This is a genomic window from Photobacterium satsumensis, from assembly GCF_050336935.1.
In the GTDB taxonomy this organism is placed as follows: Bacteria; Pseudomonadota; Gammaproteobacteria; order Enterobacterales; family Vibrionaceae; genus Photobacterium; species Photobacterium satsumensis.
This window is the reverse complement of sequence record NZ_JAKJSK010000006.1, coordinates 2,047,018-2,064,085: the sequence shown is the minus strand read 5'-3', so window position 1 is coordinate 2,064,085 and position 17,068 is coordinate 2,047,018. Positions and strand designations below refer to the sequence as shown.

13 protein-coding genes are annotated in these 17,068 nt (G+C 50.8%); 5 read left to right on the top strand and 8 right to left on the bottom strand.

Going from position 1 to position 17,068, the window contains the following annotated elements; genetic code table 11:
- Window positions 1–14: 14 nt before the first annotated feature.
- Complete coding sequence (locus tag L4D79_RS09360; protein WP_428650398.1) at window positions 15–677, bottom strand: CatB-related O-acetyltransferase; 663 nt, start codon at window positions 675–677, stop codon at window positions 15–17.
- Between the two features lie 74 nt (window positions 678–751).
- Here L4D79_RS09360 and L4D79_RS09355 point away from each other — a divergent pair, with 74 nt between their 5' ends.
- Window positions 752–1,210, top strand: coding sequence for a hypothetical protein (locus L4D79_RS09355; RefSeq protein ID WP_428650396.1), 459 nt, complete (start codon window positions 752–754; stop codon window positions 1,208–1,210).
- Between the two features lie 156 nt (window positions 1,211–1,366).
- Window positions 1,367–2,035 (top strand): 6-phosphogluconate phosphatase, encoded by a 669-nt coding sequence (gene yieH, locus L4D79_RS09350; protein WP_428650393.1) that lies wholly within the window; start codon window positions 1,367–1,369, stop codon window positions 2,033–2,035.
- A 58-nt stretch (window positions 2,036–2,093) separates the two neighbouring features.
- Here yieH and L4D79_RS09345 read toward each other — a convergent pair whose 3' ends face one another.
- Entirely contained in the window at window positions 2,094–3,386 is a 1,293-nt protein-coding gene (locus L4D79_RS09345) for a tetratricopeptide repeat protein (RefSeq protein ID WP_428650390.1), read from the bottom strand.
- Window positions 3,387–3,690: 304 nt separating this feature from the next.
- Here L4D79_RS09345 and L4D79_RS09340 point away from each other — a divergent pair, with 304 nt between their 5' ends.
- The 3 genes from L4D79_RS09340 to L4D79_RS09330 all read left to right on the top strand — a co-directional run bounded on the left by L4D79_RS09340 (window position 3,691) and on the right by L4D79_RS09330 (window position 6,746).
- The gene (locus L4D79_RS09340; RefSeq protein ID WP_428650388.1) at window positions 3,691–4,083 is read left to right on the top strand and encodes a DUF3302 domain-containing protein; all 393 of its coding nucleotides are present in this window, start codon (window positions 3,691–3,693) and stop codon (window positions 4,081–4,083) included.
- The gene (locus L4D79_RS09335) at window positions 4,083–5,213 is read left to right on the top strand and encodes an HlyD family secretion protein (protein ID WP_428650386.1); all 1,131 of its coding nucleotides are present in this window, start codon (window positions 4,083–4,085) and stop codon (window positions 5,211–5,213) included. Before L4D79_RS09340 ends, L4D79_RS09335 begins: the two co-directional genes overlap by 1 nt.
- 162 nt (window positions 5,214–5,375) lie before the next feature.
- On the top strand, window positions 5,376–6,746 hold the full coding sequence (locus L4D79_RS09330; protein ID WP_428650383.1) for an L-serine ammonia-lyase: 1,371 nt from the start codon (window positions 5,376–5,378) through the stop codon (window positions 6,744–6,746).
- 54 nt (window positions 6,747–6,800) lie between these two features.
- Here the strand turns inward: L4D79_RS09330 and L4D79_RS09325 are convergent, their stop codons facing one another.
- The 6 genes from L4D79_RS09325 to putA form a co-directional block, all read right to left on the bottom strand.
- Window positions 6,801–7,364 carry a sugar O-acetyltransferase gene (locus tag L4D79_RS09325; protein ID WP_428650380.1) on the bottom strand — a complete coding sequence of 188 codons (564 nt, stop codon included), beginning with the start codon at window positions 7,362–7,364 and terminating at the stop codon, window positions 6,801–6,803.
- Window positions 7,365–7,524: 160 nt separating this feature from the next.
- A complete protein-coding gene (locus L4D79_RS09320; protein ID WP_428650378.1) occupies window positions 7,525–8,598 on the bottom strand; it encodes a porin in 1,074 nt (357 codons plus the stop codon).
- Window positions 8,599–8,913: 315 nt separating this feature from the next.
- Window positions 8,914–10,887, bottom strand: coding sequence for a chitinase (locus L4D79_RS09315; RefSeq protein ID WP_428650375.1), 1,974 nt, complete (start codon window positions 10,885–10,887; stop codon window positions 8,914–8,916).
- A 356-nt stretch (window positions 10,888–11,243) separates the two neighbouring features.
- Window positions 11,244–12,740, bottom strand: coding sequence for a sodium/proline symporter PutP (gene putP, locus L4D79_RS09310; RefSeq protein WP_428650372.1), 1,497 nt, complete (start codon window positions 12,738–12,740; stop codon window positions 11,244–11,246).
- A 139-nt stretch (window positions 12,741–12,879) separates the two neighbouring features.
- Window positions 12,880–13,572, bottom strand: a complete 693-nt coding sequence (locus L4D79_RS09305) for an aldehyde dehydrogenase family protein (RefSeq protein ID WP_428650370.1) — start codon at window positions 13,570–13,572, stop codon at window positions 12,880–12,882.
- Window positions 13,573–13,600: 28 nt separating this feature from the next.
- The gene (putA, locus tag L4D79_RS09300) at window positions 13,601–16,735 is read right to left on the bottom strand and encodes a bifunctional proline dehydrogenase/L-glutamate gamma-semialdehyde dehydrogenase PutA (protein ID WP_428650367.1); all 3,135 of its coding nucleotides are present in this window, start codon (window positions 16,733–16,735) and stop codon (window positions 13,601–13,603) included.
- Window positions 16,736–17,068 lie beyond the last annotated feature (333 nt).

Sequence of the window (17,068 nt, the reverse complement as noted above, 5' to 3'; positions counted from 1 at the left end):
GTATATGGAAGGCGCTACAAGTCAAAGCGTCGGTAACGCTCGAACAAGGCCTCGATATCGTTGCTGCACATCACGTCCATGTTCTCCTGCAGACGTTTCACCGGCCAGTCCCACCATTTCATTTCAAGCAACATAGCGACATGCGGATCGCTAAACCGCTTTTTGATCTCCTGGCCGGGATTACCCACTATAACCGCATACGGCGCGACGTCTTTAGTAACGACAGCCCGTGCACCGATCACCGCCCCGTCACCTATCGTCACCCCGGGCATAATGACACACTCACTGCCAATCCAAACATCGTTGCCAATCAGCGTATCGCCGGCGCGTTCGAAGCCCGATTTAACCTTGTCGCCGAACTTACCGACATCGAAAGGAAACGATGAAATCCAATCATGCCGATGGCCCTGATTTCCAGCCAGCATAAAGGTCGCACCGGATGCTATCGAGCAGTACTTGCCGATGATAAGCTGGTCGACCTCACCAAAGATCCCGGATTCCCATACCGCCCGGCTCGAGTGATCGCCCAGCAAATACCGTACACAATGATCCTCGAAATGTTTGTCATGGTAATAGCCGGAATAATACGTATGCTCCCCGACGATAATGTTTGGGTTCTTTACATGTTCCCTAACTTCATAGCCGCCAAGCCATGAAGGAAATATGGATGAAGTCATAGCCTCCCCTTATAATTGCCACCACTGCCTCACCAGGCGCTATCAACCAAGACTATCAACACAGGCCCCCGCCCATGCAAACAGACCCGCTTTATTCCGCCTACCTCGGTGAACTTTACGGCATTGCCTTTTTTACTGCTTTTGCCAACAAGTATAGTGACGATAACCACATCCATAAATGGCAACGTCTAATAAAGGTCGAACAAATCACTGCAGCCAAGCTAAAGACAGGATTAAAGGCTATCGGCCTCACCTGTCCTAATCATGTTGCCGAGATGGAAGTCAAAGGATTGCGTGATGCCGAACAGTGGCTGGCGCTTGACTGGGAAACGTTAGTCGACACCCTAGCGGAGTGGGTTGAACCCTATGCCCTGCGCTACCGCCAGCAAGCTGCTGACGCCACCGAGTACCGTGACTTGTACCTACTGGTCGCCGAGCATGAAGATGCGATCTGGGCATTTTTACATGCTGAACAAAAGGAGGCCGGCTCGGGAGTCGCCATCCTTGATGCCTTTATCGCGCAACATCAGTAGGACCAAGCTCAGCGGCATTCAATGCGTGCTAAATCAAATTATTCTTATCATTTTATAACCAGTTGGCGATACAGCTAGCAAAATACCAATCTCTGTATTGTCGAATGCTCTGGGCTGGATTAACAATCAATACAGCGAGATATACAGGATGAGAATATGAATAAGGTTCAGCCCTACCACACCCGCTGCGTTATCTTCGATTGCGACGGCACCTTGGTAGACAGCGAACGGCTGTGTAACCAAGCATTAGTGAACATCTTTTCCCGGCTCGGCGGGCATTTGAGCCTTGATGAGTGTATAGAGCATTTCCAAGGTGGCAAGATTGTCGATATTCTCGCCGAAACACGGCGGCGCACAGGGGTAACGGCATCTATCGATACCCTGGAACCAATGTACCGGGAAGAGTGCCGTAAGCTATTCAACGAGAACCTGACGCCTATCGCAGGTGTACCCAATTTGCTCGAAGAGCTCACCCAGCTGGGCATCGATATGTGCATCGCCTCCAACGGCCCCGTCCATAAAATGGAACATACCCTTGGCCTGACCAACATGCTGCACTACTTTGACGGCAAGCTCTTCAGCGGCTTTGAAGCCAGCAGCTGGAAACCGGATCCGGATTTGCTGCATTTTGCCGCCATGAATATGGGCTACCGGCTGCAAGACTGTGTATTTGTCGATGACACCGCGCGCGGCGTGCAGGCTGGGCTCAACGCCGGGATCCCGACGTTCCATTACGCCGCACCTCATGCGCCGGAAATCACTGACCCAAGGGTGATCACTCTTACCGAAATGCCGCAGCTGCTTGACTATATCCGTGCCCAATAACGAGAAAAGGCCCTGCAGTGATACCACTTAACAGGGCCTTTCAATCCGTATTCGTTCGTTAGGACTTATCTTGATGCGTTTCACTTCCAGCAAGAAGGCTATCCCATGATGTCTGCCACGGTTGTTGCTGCTGGTAGCCCGACATTGACGACGCTTGGCTATCAGGGTTCCCCAAGTTCACCGGCTCCGCTATGCCAGGTTGCGAATCATTAGTCGCCTGTACGTCATCCGCGGCAAGGACGTCCGGTTCAAGCGCATCGCCAATACCATCCTTTCCAACCGTTTGCAGTGTCGACATTTCACTGGCCAAATCGCCCAGCGCCAAGGTTTCGAGGTTCTCTTCTGTTGGCCGGTAGCCCTTCCGGCCATAGAGCTTATCGAGCAGATGCATCACCGAATGAGGGGCTAAATCCTCATCTTGCTTAAGCATCTTGTAGACTTTGTTTGCCACATTCTGCACCCCTAGAATGGTATCGATATCAAGAAGCTGAACAACTTCATCTCGTGCTTCCTTGGCCTGCTTGTAACCATTCACATAAGCCAAGGAATACCAAATATAGGCAATAATGGCATCAGTCATATTGGTGCGGTTATGCATCTTGGCCACCAGCAGCTGAGCCTCACCGTCACCTCTTTCTGCCGCCCGCTCCAGCCAGTACATCGCTCGGTGACTGTCCTTGCTCACGCCAATTCCCGCCTGATAACAAAAAGCGGTTTTCATAAAGCCATTGATATCACCTCGTTTAGCTGCTCGGAAACGCCACAAAAACGCCTCCAGCGGCTGATGTGGCTGGGCAAATTCAGACAGGTACCAATCGCCGAGAAACAGCATCGCGGCTATCAGCTCTTTATCTGCCGCCTCCAGTACTATTTCCAAACCCCTTTCGACATCGATGTCAGTTCCCTGACCGCGGATCAATAGCAGACCGAGTTCAAACAACTCTTTCGCTTCGCCACGCTTAGCTTTAACCACCTGTTCCCAGTATTGTGACTTGGCTTCACCTTCAGGATCGTCAATATCGGCCCGGCACAAGCGCGCCAGCGCATTCTGGGCAATGATATTGTCGAGTTTGGCCGCTTTGTCATACCAGTTAATGGCTTCCCGGACATTGGTGAGTTCATATTCCTTGGCTAAGGATAACTGGCTCGATACATGGCCGGTCTGCGCCTTGAAGATCTTTTCTTCGCGCTCGGCAATTTTGGCTTTTTCCAACACTTGCTGGTATCGCGCTTCTTTCTGCCGCTTTTCAACCAAAGACTGTTGCTGTTTGCCCCGGGAGACAAAAACACGGTACAGGATCCACGCCAGTAGGCCCGCTGAAAGGCCTGTCACAACCATTAGATAAGGCATATCCACTCTACACTTAGTATTTATTTCTATAATACCGAATCTCTATCGTATTCGGTGAGACCGCCCCCTCTTTCCCAAAAGCAGCGGCCTTTTTCTCGTTGACTACTTATATCGACCAACAGGCCAAAAACTGGAGGGGAAATTCCCCATCAGTATATGACAAATCCTGTCTATTCATCTTGTTTGAATTTGAAATAAAGCCAACAAAAACAAGCATAAAAGTAAATCAATGCTAAATTTGTTAGTGGTTACTGGTCTTGGTAGCCCCCACAGAATCATTGCCTAGTAAGGACAAGGAGCAAGGATGTTTCTCGACTATTTTGCCTTAGGTGTATTGTGCTTTGTCGCGATTTTCCTGTTCTACGGGATCATCGCCATTCACGATATCCCTTACGAAATCTCCAAAAAGCGCAACCACCCACACCAAGACGCTATTCATTATGCAGGCTGGGTCAGCCTATTTACCCTGCATGCGCTTTGGCCGTTCCTTTGGATCTGGGCAACATTATGGCGTGAAGATCGCGGCTGGGGGTTTACCAAAATCCAAAACGAGCAGAACGAGCTACACCATGAAATGCTGAAACTGTCAGAGCAGGTCGAACACCTAACCGGTAAAGTCGCCGAGTTGGAAGTGATGCAGGTCAAGCAGTCCAATAACAATAACTCGGCAGAGGGCAAGCAGGGAGGTGAGCACTAATGGATCTATTACTCATTCTGACCTACGCCGCGCTATGTATTGCGGTATTTAAAATATTCAATATTCCACTCAACAAGTGGACAGTGCCTACAGCAGTCCTCGGGGGTATTATTCTGATTGGTACCTTGATACTGCTGATGAACTACAACCATCCGCACAGCAACATGGGCGGGCAATTCTATGTCACCACGCCGATCGTTCCTGGTGTGAGGGGTAAAGTGGTCGACGTCCCCGTAGAGGCCAACACCCCGGTAAACAAAGGCGATATTCTTTTCCGTATTGATCCCACCCCGTACGAGGCTGAGGTCCAATTACAGTTGGCCGCCCTTGCCGAAGCGAAGCAAAATGTTATGGGATTAGAAGCGTCTTACCACGCTGCCAAAGCCAGTACCGAGCGGGCAGTTGCCGAACGAGATCGGACCTTTACTCAATTCCAGCGCTATGAAAAAGGGTTTAAGCGTGGTGCGTTTACTCAGTCGGAAGTAGACAACCGCCGCCAATTCTACCGCAGTGCCGAGGCTTCACTCTCAGCCGCACGGGCGGAAGAGCAACGCGCCAAACTGGCCTACGAGTCACAAATCATGGGGGAAAACACGGCGATCGCTAAAGTACGAGCCCAGCTGATCCAGGCCCAGTTCAACCTCGAGGAAACCGTGGTGCACGCCCCGACCAATGGCTATGTGACCCAAGTGACATTGCGCCCCGGTATGATGGCTGTTCCCTTGCCATTAAAGCCTGTAATGACTTTTATCCACCAGGAAGAACAGTTCTTTATCGGCGCCTTCAGGCAAAATTCGCTGCTCAGATTACGCCCCGGATTCAAGGCAGACTTTATCTTCCGCGCCCTACCCGGCAAGACATTTCAGGGTGAAGTGGTCGAGGTGCTTCCCGCTATCGGCGAAAGCCAAATCCAAGCCGCTGGCGTGCTCTACGGTAGCGACTTGCTGTTGCGCCAAGGCCGTCCGCTGGTAAAACTGAAAATCACTGATGATCTGAGCGAATACCAACTGCCTCAGGGGGCCAATGTCGAAATTGCCGTTTACTCAGACAGCTTCGAGCATGTCTCGGTAATGCGTAAGGTCCTGATCCGGATGAAGAGCTGGCAAAACTACTTATTTCTCGATCACTAACACCCCATTGTTCCACCCAAAAAGTGTGAGAGACCCCCGCTGGATCTCACGCAGATTTGATATCTCAGTAGTTGGTATATGCTTTGAGTATTAGCTGATTTTTTGTGCGGGCATGTTTCTTTTGCCAAGCCTAACGGCAGAAGTGAATTTTAAGGAAGTACTATGCTATCTATATTTGATATCTACAAGGTGGGCGTCGGCCCATCGAGCTCCCACACCAACGGGCCAATGATCGCCGGTTTTGATTTTTGCCACAAAGTGGATGCCATGCTAGACGATATAGCACGCGTACAAGTGGACCTGTATGGTTCACTGTCTTTAACCGGTAAAGGACACCACACAGACCGTGCATCTATCTTGGGCTTAATGAACAACAAGCCTGATGCGATTGATATCCAAGCGGCCAACAAGGCGATGGCAGAAGGGATTGCCAACAAAACCATTCTGCTGGCAGGCAAAAAAAACATCGGCTTTAATATTGATACCGACATGCTGTTCCACAACGACAACCTGCCCTTGCACGAAAATGGCATGACCATCAGTGCCTTCGACCACGCCGGTAAACAGCTGTTTATTGAAACCTACTATTCTATCGGCGGCGGCTTTATTGCGACTGCCGACGAGCTACAAAAAGGCAAAGCCAGCAGCAACGTTAAGGTGCCCTTCGAGTTTAACTCTGCAGAAGATATCCTGAAAACTACCGAGCGCGAGGGGATCAGTATTGGTGCGATGTTCCTGCGCAATGAACTGGCCTTCCGCAGCCAAGCAGAGCTGGATGCCAAAGCGAGCCAAATCTGGCAGGTCATGTCGAGCTGTATGGCCCGAGGTTTTGAAACCGAAGGAATACTGGAAGGAGGCCTGCATGTGATTCGCCGCGCCCCAGCCCTGTTGAAGAAACTCGAAGGCAACAAAGAGATCGAAAATGATCCTATGGTAGTGCTGGACTGGGTGAACGTCTTTGCTTTTGCCGTCAGCGAGGAAAATGCGGCGGGCGGACAAGTGGTGACCTCGCCAACCAATGGGGCGGCAGGGGTGATCCCAGCGGTACTGATGTACTACAACAAGTTCATTTGTGAGCTGGACGAAAAACAAATCAAGGATTTCCTCGCAGTATCGGCTGCCATTGGCATGCTGTACAAGATGAATGCCTCGATTTCAGGTGCAGAAGTTGGCTGTCAGGGCGAGATTGGCGTGTCGTCTTCGATGGCGGCGGCAGGATTAACGGCTATCCGCGGCGGCAGCAATGAACAGATCTGTATGGCGGCAGAAATTGCCATGGAGCACTCGCTGGGCATGACCTGTGATCCGATTGGTGGTTTGGTTCAGATCCCATGTATCGAACGTAATGCAATGGGCGCGATGAAAGCGATCAATGCCTCGCGCATGGCGCTAAAGCGCAACAGTAAATCATTGATATCTCTTGATAAAGTGATTGACACCATGTACCAGACGGGTAAGGACATGAACAAGAAGTACCGTGAAACCTCACTCGGTGGCCTGGCGATGATCCATTTAGCGCCGCCATGTGAATAAACGCCTTGGCCGAGTGTTCACAGCTCGGCCGTTTCTTTCTTATATCAATACGCTCTAGTCATTGATATTTTCTTTGACAACTCTGGCCGGGTTGCCCACCACAACACAGTGGGCCGGTACATCCTTGGTCACCACACTGCCGCCGCCAACCACCGCACCATCACCAATAGTAATACCCGGCAAAACCAGCACATTGGCGCCAATCCACACCTGGTTGCCAATGTGAATAGGCTTGGCAAACTCTTCATAGGTATAACGGGTAGCCGCATCAATCGGATGCCCTGCCGTACATAGGGTGACATTGGGGCCAATCATCACTTCATCGCCGATGATCACTTTACCGCAATCGAGGATCACCCCGTTGGCATTCATGTAGAAACTTTTGCCGACTTCGATGTTATAGCCGTAGTCGCACATGAAATTGCCGTTTAACGCCGTGGAATCATCTGACTTAGCAAACAGTTGCTGGATAAGTACATTGCGCTCTTTGCTATCATCACAGTGACTGATCTTGCGGCACAGGCTACGGGCCCGCTGGCGATCTTCCGGCAGCCCATCAGCACCAGGGTTATACAACATACCTGTGATCAGGCTTTTTTCTCTATCTGATAATGCCATGTAATGCTCTCCAATATTTCGAAGTATCTAATCACAACCTACCTAACAAGTTGATTGCGTTCGGTCAATCAATGACTTGTTATAATGACGCCTTACAAAAAAGGCTGGCAACAATGCCAGCCTTTCACTCATTCAACGTCACGTTTAACTACTGCGGGAATTAGAATCCCCAAGCGAAGTTGAAGCCACCACCGTTGTCAGTACGGCTAGGTTCACCACTGAACTCGTTAAGCTCGTTGCGCTTAACTTCTAATGACAAGGTTGCACCTGGAGTGAAGGCGTAGGACAAGCCCACTGCGTACACTTGGCGGTCACCATCTACACCATTTTCACCGTCGAAATCGACGTGAGAAGCGTAAGCATATGGACGGAAGCCTGATTCAAGTGCGTAATGCGCGTACACATCAACTGCGTCGGCATCAGCCCACTCTGTGCGAGGACCGCCTTGTAGGCCGGCTTTATGGATGTTTTCACCCTTGGTGTAAACCGCAGCAACCTTCAAGCCACCAGCGACATACTGACCACCTACAGTCAGTGCCGTTTGCTTGTCGCCGTCTTCCAAACCGTTTACATCAGTCGCAGTTGAAACTTCTACCTTGTTCTCAAGGTAAGCCACACCCAGGCTCAAGCCATAGTCAAAGTCGTAGCTGGTCGATAGCGCATAGTTGTAGTCACGCTTAACCTCGCTTGTCTCACCGTCGCTGGTAAAGCCGTAGTGCGCCGACACGTTCACGCCGTTGTCGCTGTAGCGGTAAGCCACCAGGTTGTCACCACGGCCCGTTGCCGCGAAGCCGCCGTCGGTACCTTCAGAGTAAATCGGTGTTGCATCCGGATCGATAATGATCAGGTTGTCCATGTAGCGGGCAACATCGTGGTATGCCGACCACTGCTTACCGAAACGCAGGTTACCCAGTTCATCACTGTTAATCGACACATAACCAAGACGGTTACGGAAATTATTACGGCCAGAAGTTGGGCTATTGAGGAACTGATCCCATTCGAATTTAGCGTCCATGGTCAAACCTGGCTGGATTTGACGCTCAACGCCCATGTTCAAAATACTGCGGCTGGCTGAGAAGATGTCATCTTCACCGAATACAGGCTGGAAGGCATCAAGAACAAAGACACCACCGATATCAAACTTGGTTTGCTCATCTTCATAAAGGGTAAATGCCGATGCCTGACCAGCAAGTAAAAGGGTGGAGATGACGACAGAGGAAATTTTCAGCTTCATATAACAGGTACTTCTAGTGATAGTTTGGACAATAATGCGTGTTTGCCAGCACAAACTATCAGAACCACTGCAACAATGTAATAGTAAACTAGTACGCGAGTGGGCGTTTTTTTGCTTAAGTTACATCACAGGGTCTATTTACATCCTTTAAAATCATAACGTTAAACCGAATAGACATACTCAAACATATTCTGATCCGATTTGTTTGATTGCTCAAAATTCAGACAAAACCACCAGCAAAACTTTGCTTTGTAGCAATAAAAACGGCATGTGCGATGCAAATGCCGTTTTATGACTGGTAGTTAGCGACTTATGCTATAGCTTGATCCAAGCATCCTTCCATGCAGCCCCTTCACCTGGTTTATAGGCTTCAGCAACCCCGCACCAAGCGCTATATGGGAACTCTTTACACTCATAGTTTTCGCCCAAATTAGTGACACGATCCCCTTCAACATATTGTTCGCCCAGCACCCAAGCTGGGTACTCGCCAGTCGATGCTGGTTTAACAATGACATTATGCGAAGCGGTCACTGGGTCATTGGCACTGTCCGTCACATCAAGCCACACGGTGACTGCCGTTTCACTTTCAACGGCTGGCGCGATAAAGCTGGCAGACAGATTGCTTTCAGCCACATCAAGCAAGATGCCGTTAGAGGCACGCCAGTTGAAGCTGAATTCGGTATCGTCAGGATCCTCGACGGTCGCCGTCATTGTGACGGTTTCAGTGGCTTTTACTGATTGAGGTCCGGTTAGCGCTACCGTTGGTGGGAAATTATCTGGAACGACTTTCGCTGTGATCGTCATAGTATCAGAGGCTGTTTCACCATCATCATCAACCACGGTTAGCTGAAAACTATATAACGTTTCAGTGTCCACCTTCGGGACAACTACCGACGCTTTCGCCTTATCAGCATTGATGATTTCAAGAGTATTGCCCAAGTCCTGCTGCCACTGATAACTGACGATGTCACCGTAAGGATCATTAGAGCCACTACCGTCAAGCGTTACCAGGGTATTATCTGAATACAAAGTGATATCGCCACCAGCATCAGCTGTCGGCGGAACCCCTTCGATGTCATTGATGATATTGACATCAAACTTATCTTCGACACAGTTGCGATAGTCACCTTCGACAAAGGCAGAATATGGCCCTTGATAGGCCACCAGCTGACACTTGTAGGTTTGGCCCGAAGGCGTATCAGGCGTCCAGCCCCAGTCTTCTTCCCAATGCACGTTCAGTGAGCCCGCACCACCACCATCGAAGGCCTGCATGTTGGCACAACCTAGCACTTCGTCTTCAGGGACAGGTACATCGAGGTAGTTTGCAAATTCACGGTAGTAATCAATACGGTTCTGCGACTGGATATGCTCGCTTGAACCGCCGCATTCCACGCCACCGTTGATGATCATCGTGGTCACACCAAACCCGGGAACAAGGCCGGCATTCAAGTCGACTTGATTGGGTTGCCAAGTTCCGTCAAGCACATGCAGCATACTGGGCTTAGGGGGTTGCGGATACAAATAAAAGAACACGGCACTGGCCAGATTTAGCCATGTATCGGCGACCAATTCCGGTTCGTTGAGCAGCTTTTCAACATTGCCATAAATGGCATGGGAAAAAGGGCCATAGTTATAGTTGTAACTGAGCTGCTTGGCACCGCGGCCGAAGTAACTCTTGTAGGAGCCATCTTCAAACTGGCCGCACGGATAAGCCTCACCCTGCCACAGGTTAGGATCACAAATACCATAGCCGCCAGAAGTCCCTTCGCTCCAGCCTACCTCACGCAGATAGTACAGACCCTGACGCCACTCAGGATATTCGCTATATGCGTTATGTCCGCCCGTTTCTTGGGTAAAGTGGGCAAACATCGTGGCAAGTGACTTACGGCAAATGGCTTCAGCATCCCTGCCATCATCATAGTTACCACAAAACGCCGGGAACTTACCGATACCCTTGAGGAAGTTTAAATAGGTATATTGGTCATGGCGCTCAACAAACAAGAAATTCCAATCATCCTCACTCACCAGTGATTCTACCCGTTTAACGTTCTCTGGATTATTCGGGTTACCAACGGTGATAGCCTCGACTTTCTCATTGTCCAGCGTCCGAATTGACTCCATCACTAATGCCAGCCCTTCGGGCTGCTCTGCGATAATCGCTTGCTCGTCAGCCAAGACTTCACTGAGCAACATATCATAAGGCTCGGCATAGGCTGCCGTACTCACCGCGCCGATGAGGGCACTACTGATGCTGGTGATTAACACTGCTTTAGTCTGTTGTTTTTTCATAAGATCATCCCTTCCATATACGCTTAGCTACCTTACGGGAATTCCGTACCTCAACCTTGAGCAGCAAAGGTAGCCGTAGCACTAATAAGCTCATAAATTGTGAGGGATAAGCGATGAAATAGAACGTGTTAATCTCGTCAAAAACGAAAATGCGGAATAAGCATCACATTGCCTATGAGGTATATTCCGCCCTTGCATTTCCCCTGTAAATCCATTGCCAAAAGGCATTTACCAAACAGATGAACTCGGTTTGCTCCCCCGTGACATCAAGTCACTTGGCGCGACCACAAACACAAAAAAAAGCGGCTTCTCAAAAAAGAAGCCGCTTAGTCTAATGATGGTTTACAGCAAATCTATTACTTAAACTCAACCAAATTTTTCTGGTAAGTGTCGAACTGTGCTTCCACTTCTTTCGACGCGCCACCAGTCATCTTGCTCACCACAACAATTGTGATAGTGGCAAAGATAAAGCCTGGGACAATTTCGTAAAGATCAAATATACCGCCAGTCAGCTGTTTCCAAATAACCACGGTCAGTGCACCGATAATAATACCGGCCAGCGCGCCATTGCGGTTCATCTCTTTCCAGAACAAGCTCAGCAGCAATGCCGGACCGAATGCCGCACCAAAGCCCGCCCATGCGTATGACACTAGGCCAAGTACTGTGCTATCAGGGTTCATCGCTAGCATCAGGGCGATAATGGATAGGACGATAACCGCGACACGACCAACGGTAACAATCTCTTCCGATGTCGCTTGAGGGCGGAATACCTGCTTGTAGAAATCTTCTGCCAATGCCGAAGAGGACACCAGCAACTGGGAATCAGCCGTACTCATGATTGCCGCCAGAATAGCCGCTAGCAAAATACCGGCAATCACAGGGTGGAACATAGAATTCACCAGCAACATGAAAATACGCTCACCGTCATCCAAGTTACCGGCTAGCTGGTTATCAACAAACAGGATACCCACCAGACCAACCAACACGGCACCGGCCATCGACAGAGCAGTCCAACCGACCGCAATGCGTCGAGCAGTTGTGATATCAGCATTGCTACGGGTTGCCTTGAATCGCGCCAAAATATGCGGCTGACCAAAATAGCCCAAGCCCCAAGCAGCCAGTGAAATAATAGCAATGGCCGACAACGGCTGGCCTTTCACATCGTTGAACAAGGTCATCAACTCTGGATTCTTCGCTTCCAGCGCCATGGCCAGATCGCCCGGGCTACCGCTCATCGTCGCAATCGGTACAATCAGCAGAGCCGCCGACATCAACAAGCCCTGTACCAAGTCGGTCCAAGAGACCGCAAGGAAGCCACCAAACAAGGTGTATGACACCACGCACACCGTACCGACAACGACCGCGATAGTGTAATCAAGACCGAAGACTGTCTCGAACAACTTACCACCGGCAACCAAACCCGAGCTGGTATAGAAAAGGAAAAACAGCAAGATAAAGAATGCTGAAATAGTTTGGAGCAGCTTGGAATTATCGTTAAAACGACGCGCCAGAAATTCCGGGATGGTCAACGCATTATCGGTCGTAATACTGTAGGTACGCAGACGCTTGGCACAGATCAACCAGTTGAGCCATGTCCCTAGCAACAAGCCGCCGGCCAGCCACAGTGACTCGATACCTGCCGCATAAGCGTAACCAGGCAAACCCAGCAGCAGCCACCCACTCATATCCGATGCCCCGGCAGAAAGTGCAGCTGGCCACGGTCCCAATGTGCGTCCACCCAGGAAATAATCGGCTGAATTAGACGTACGCTTATAGGCGATGTAGCCAATGGCCAGCATACCGATCAGGTAGGCGACGAACGTTGCTGTAATAGCAAAGCTATTCTCTATCATTGTTTGAGTTCCCTCACTTAAAGCCCCTGTTCATTGCAGGGGCATTTTGGTTATAACGCTGACAATCAGCGATGGGTTGCTTGTCAGCCGCCGGCAGGTTGCAAGCTAGTATTCCTGCCTATGACGGCACAACCCGAAGTTAGTGTTCCTCACCACTCCCCAACTCGAGCAAGGTGGCATTACCACCAACGGCTGTAATGTTGATGGTCCGTGTCCTCTCGGTCACGAAACGCAGTGAGTATGTTGGGCTACCGATCACCGGCAGCTGCTCGGTATCAGTTTCACTGATAAGCTGAGCGAGCAAGCCGTCTCGGGCAGCAAGTTGGCGCGAAAGCGCCTGGGTAGTTGACAGCTTGCCGGCATAGGCCACGCCAGCCACAGAAGGATGGCTGACCAAGTCAGCAAGCTGATCGTTATCGATAGCGGTGATCACACCGCCAGCACAGCCGCTTTGTTCTAGCTGTGCGACCAAGTCTGTTGCTTTCACCGGGTAATCTGCAGGCAGACAGACATAAACGGTATTGCCCGTCACTAATGCAGCAGACAACTGGCCTACCAGTGCCACCAGCGGTGTGTCACTGTCAGCGGTAATAATAAAGCTGCCACGTCCGGCACAGTAAAGCTCGTTGGTTTCACCGGTAGGCCCCGGCATCAACAAGGTCGGTGCCACATGTTCTTCGGCATGACGACATTGAAACTCCACCATGGCACGGCATTCGGTGGCCAGTTGATCGGTCCAGTGACGTAGAATACGGATTCGCGCTTCATAGCCCAGATTGTTCCAGCCTTCCCATGCCGCCGAGCTTGTATTTACCAATGTTTGAATAGTCATGATCACTCCTTAAATTTCTCGACGGCCATTAGGCTTCAACACAATCTTGGGTAAAGCGGTACAGGTAGTGTGGACCACCCGCTTTCGGGCCTGTCCCCGACAGTCCCTGTCCACCGAATGGCTGAACGCCAACCACCGCACCCACCTGGTCACGGTTGATGTAGCAGTTACCGACACGGGCGCGGCGCTCAATATGGCTATAAGTACGCTCGTTGCGGCTATGTACACCCATGGTCAGGCCAAAACCGGTGTGATTGATTTGGTCGATCACCAGATCAAGCTCGCTGGCTTTGAAGCGGACGATATGCAGGATCGGGCCGAAGTTTTCATTTTCCAGAATATCAATAGAAGGTATTTCAAACGCCGACGGAGCAACGAAATCACCGTACTGGCAAGTCGCTGGAACCGTAGCCTGTGCCACTAACTTGGCTTGGTTTTTCAGCGACTGGATATGGGTTAACAGCTTGTCGCGGGCCGTGGCATCAATCACCGGGCCAACGTCTGTGCTGTGCAGCTCAGGGCGTCCTACCGATAGCTCGGCCATTGCCCCTTTGATCAGGCCAATCACCCTGTCGGCAATATCTTGCTGGATAAACAAGACACGCAGCGCCGAACAACGCTGTCCGGCCGACGCAAAGGCCGAACGGACGACGTCACGTGCCACCTGCTCAGGTAGGGCCGTACTGTCGACAATCATGGCATTCTGGCCACCGGTCTCGGCAATAAACGGGACCGGCTCGCAATCTCGGGCAGCCAGGCTACGGTTGATGCGCTGGGCCGTTTCGGTCGAACCGGTAAACGCCACTCCGGCAATGCGGCTATCACCAGTCAACGGGGCACCTACCTCGGCGCCGGTGCCCGGCAACAACTGAATCGCGCCTGCAGGCACACCCGCTTCAAGCATCAGCTCAATCGCCCTGAAAGCAATCAGCGAAGTTTGCTCTGCCGGTTTGGCAACCACGGTATTACCCGCCGCCAGCGCCGCAGACACCTGACCCAGGAAAATCGCCAGCGGGAAGTTCCACGGGCTGATACAAGCGAAGACGCCGCGTCCCTGGTAGCTAAGCTGACGGGTTGTACCGTCAAAACCCATTACCGGTTTGGGCTGGGCAAATTCTTGCGATGCTTGATTGGCATAGAAACGACAGAAGTCCACCGCCTCGCGAATTTCATCAATGCCGTCCTGAATGGTTTTACCCGCTTCACGGTGGCACAACGCAACCAGTTCACCGGTATGCGCTTCCAGCAAATCGGCCAGACGCAGCAAGCACTCTGCACGCTCGGAAGCAGGACGGGACGACCATTGCGGGAAAGTATCTGCAGCGATAGCAATCGCTTGTTTAACCTGTTCTTGATTAGCAAAGGCCACTGTTCCCACACTCTCGCGGCGATCATAAGGCGCGGTCACGGCCAGCGTGCTGTCGCTATCCGTCACTGCAACCCCATTGATAATCGGACCGGCCTGCCATTGATGATGGGCAAACGCCTGAACAGATTCGTTAAATGGCTGCCACTGCGAGGCAATCTCAATGTTGATCCCAGCAGAGTTCTTACGCTCGTCACCGAAAATCTGCGGTGGTAACGGGATCAGGCTGTTGTGCAGAGTAGGACGTGATTTCAAGGTATCAACCGGATGCTGGATCAGGCTTTCTACCGGGCAGTTCGCATCAACCAAACGGTGAACGAACGAGCTGTTAGCCCCGTTTTCCAATAGGCGGCGAACCAAATACGGCAGTAGATCTTTATGGCTACCAACCGGCGCATAGATCCTGACGTTGGTCTGGTGCATCTCCATCACATGGTTGTAGAGCGCATCCCCCATACCATGCAGACGCTGGAATTCGAAGTTGCGATGCGATTGAGCCATCGCCATCACTGCCGACACCGTGTGAGCATTGTGGCTGGCAAACTGAGGATAAATCAGTCCGTTAAGATGGGAGGCCAACAAGAAGCGGGCACAGGCCAGATAAGATGCATCGGTGGCTTCCTTACGGGTAAATACTGGGTAAGCACTAAAGCCACTTTGCTGGGATAGTTTCAGTTCACTGTCCCAATACGCCCCTTTTACCAAGCGCATAGGGATAACATCGCCCTGCTCTTTGGCCAATGCCGCCAACCACGCCAACACTGGCAAGGCGCGTTTCGAGTAAGCCTGTATGACCAACCCAAAGCGTCCCCATCCTTTCACTTCATCAGAGCGGTAGAGCTTTTCGAATAGCTTCAGTGACAGCTCAAGGCGATCAGCTTCTTCGGCATCAATGGTAATACCGACATTGAGTTCGCGGGCACGCTTGAGTAACGACAGCACCGACTCATACATTTCATCCAGCACGCGGGCTTCGTTAGCCACGTCATAGCGTGGATGCAAGGCTGAAAGCTTGATGGAAACCGTTGGGTCTGGCGAGCGGGTATTGCTGCTACTTTCGCTGGCATAGCTGTCACGGCCTACCGCCTCAACAGCCATTACGTAATCTTTGAAATATTTCTGAGCGTCTTGGGCAGTCAGTGCTGCCTCGCCCAGCATATCGAAGGAATAGGTAAAGCCTTGGTCACGTTTACTTTTGCCATTTTTCATCGCTTCGGCAATAGTGCGGCCAAGGACAAACTGGTGACCCATGATCTTCATCGCCTGATTCATGGCTTGGCGGATCACCGGCTCAGACATCTTGTTAACAAGGCGGTTGATAACATGGCTTGGGGCACCGTCTTCTTTGGCATCCAGGCTAACCACCTTACCGGTCAGCATCAGTCCCCAAGTCGAAGCATTAACAAATAACGAATCAGAGCTTTTCAGGTGCGACTTCCAGTCTGCCACGCTAAGTTTGTCACGGATCAGGGCATCGGCCGTTGCGGCATCAGGGATACGCATCAACGCTTCAGCCAGACACATCAGCAAAATCCCTTCTTTGGTGTCCAAGCTGTATTCAAGCAGCAGGGCATCAATCATCTGGATCGCGTTCTGATCAGCTCGAACCCGCTCGATCAGGCTGGTGGCTTGATCAGATGTAAACTGCCGTTCTTGCGCTGTTGGCTCAGCCAATGGCATCAACTGCGCCAGCCATTGTGATTCATCCACGCTGTACAGTGGCGAAATCTTAGACCAGAGCTCATCCAGCGGACGCTCAATAAAACCAGGCTGAAGTACTTCTGCCGCATTGAACATAGTGATTCCCTCAATAGTGTACCGGATCAGGTAAACAGCATTTTCAGTTACTGACTGCCCCTACCCAAGAAAAATGTTACATCAGTGTTACCATTGAGGGGATTTTATTTTCCACCACTCCGATAGTCTTGCTATATTCTCCGATACTTTTTAGTAAAAGTCCGGCTTTTAACAAAAATTGACAGAGATTCTTTAAAAGACGTGCATTTTTTCGTAACCAGCAGCCAATTACTGCTGAAAAAATATGCAACCATTGAGGGATGATCAAGAAAGTGCGGAACAATGATCAAGTAAGATCGGCAACAAGGGACGCAAGAAGCTACCTATCGGCAT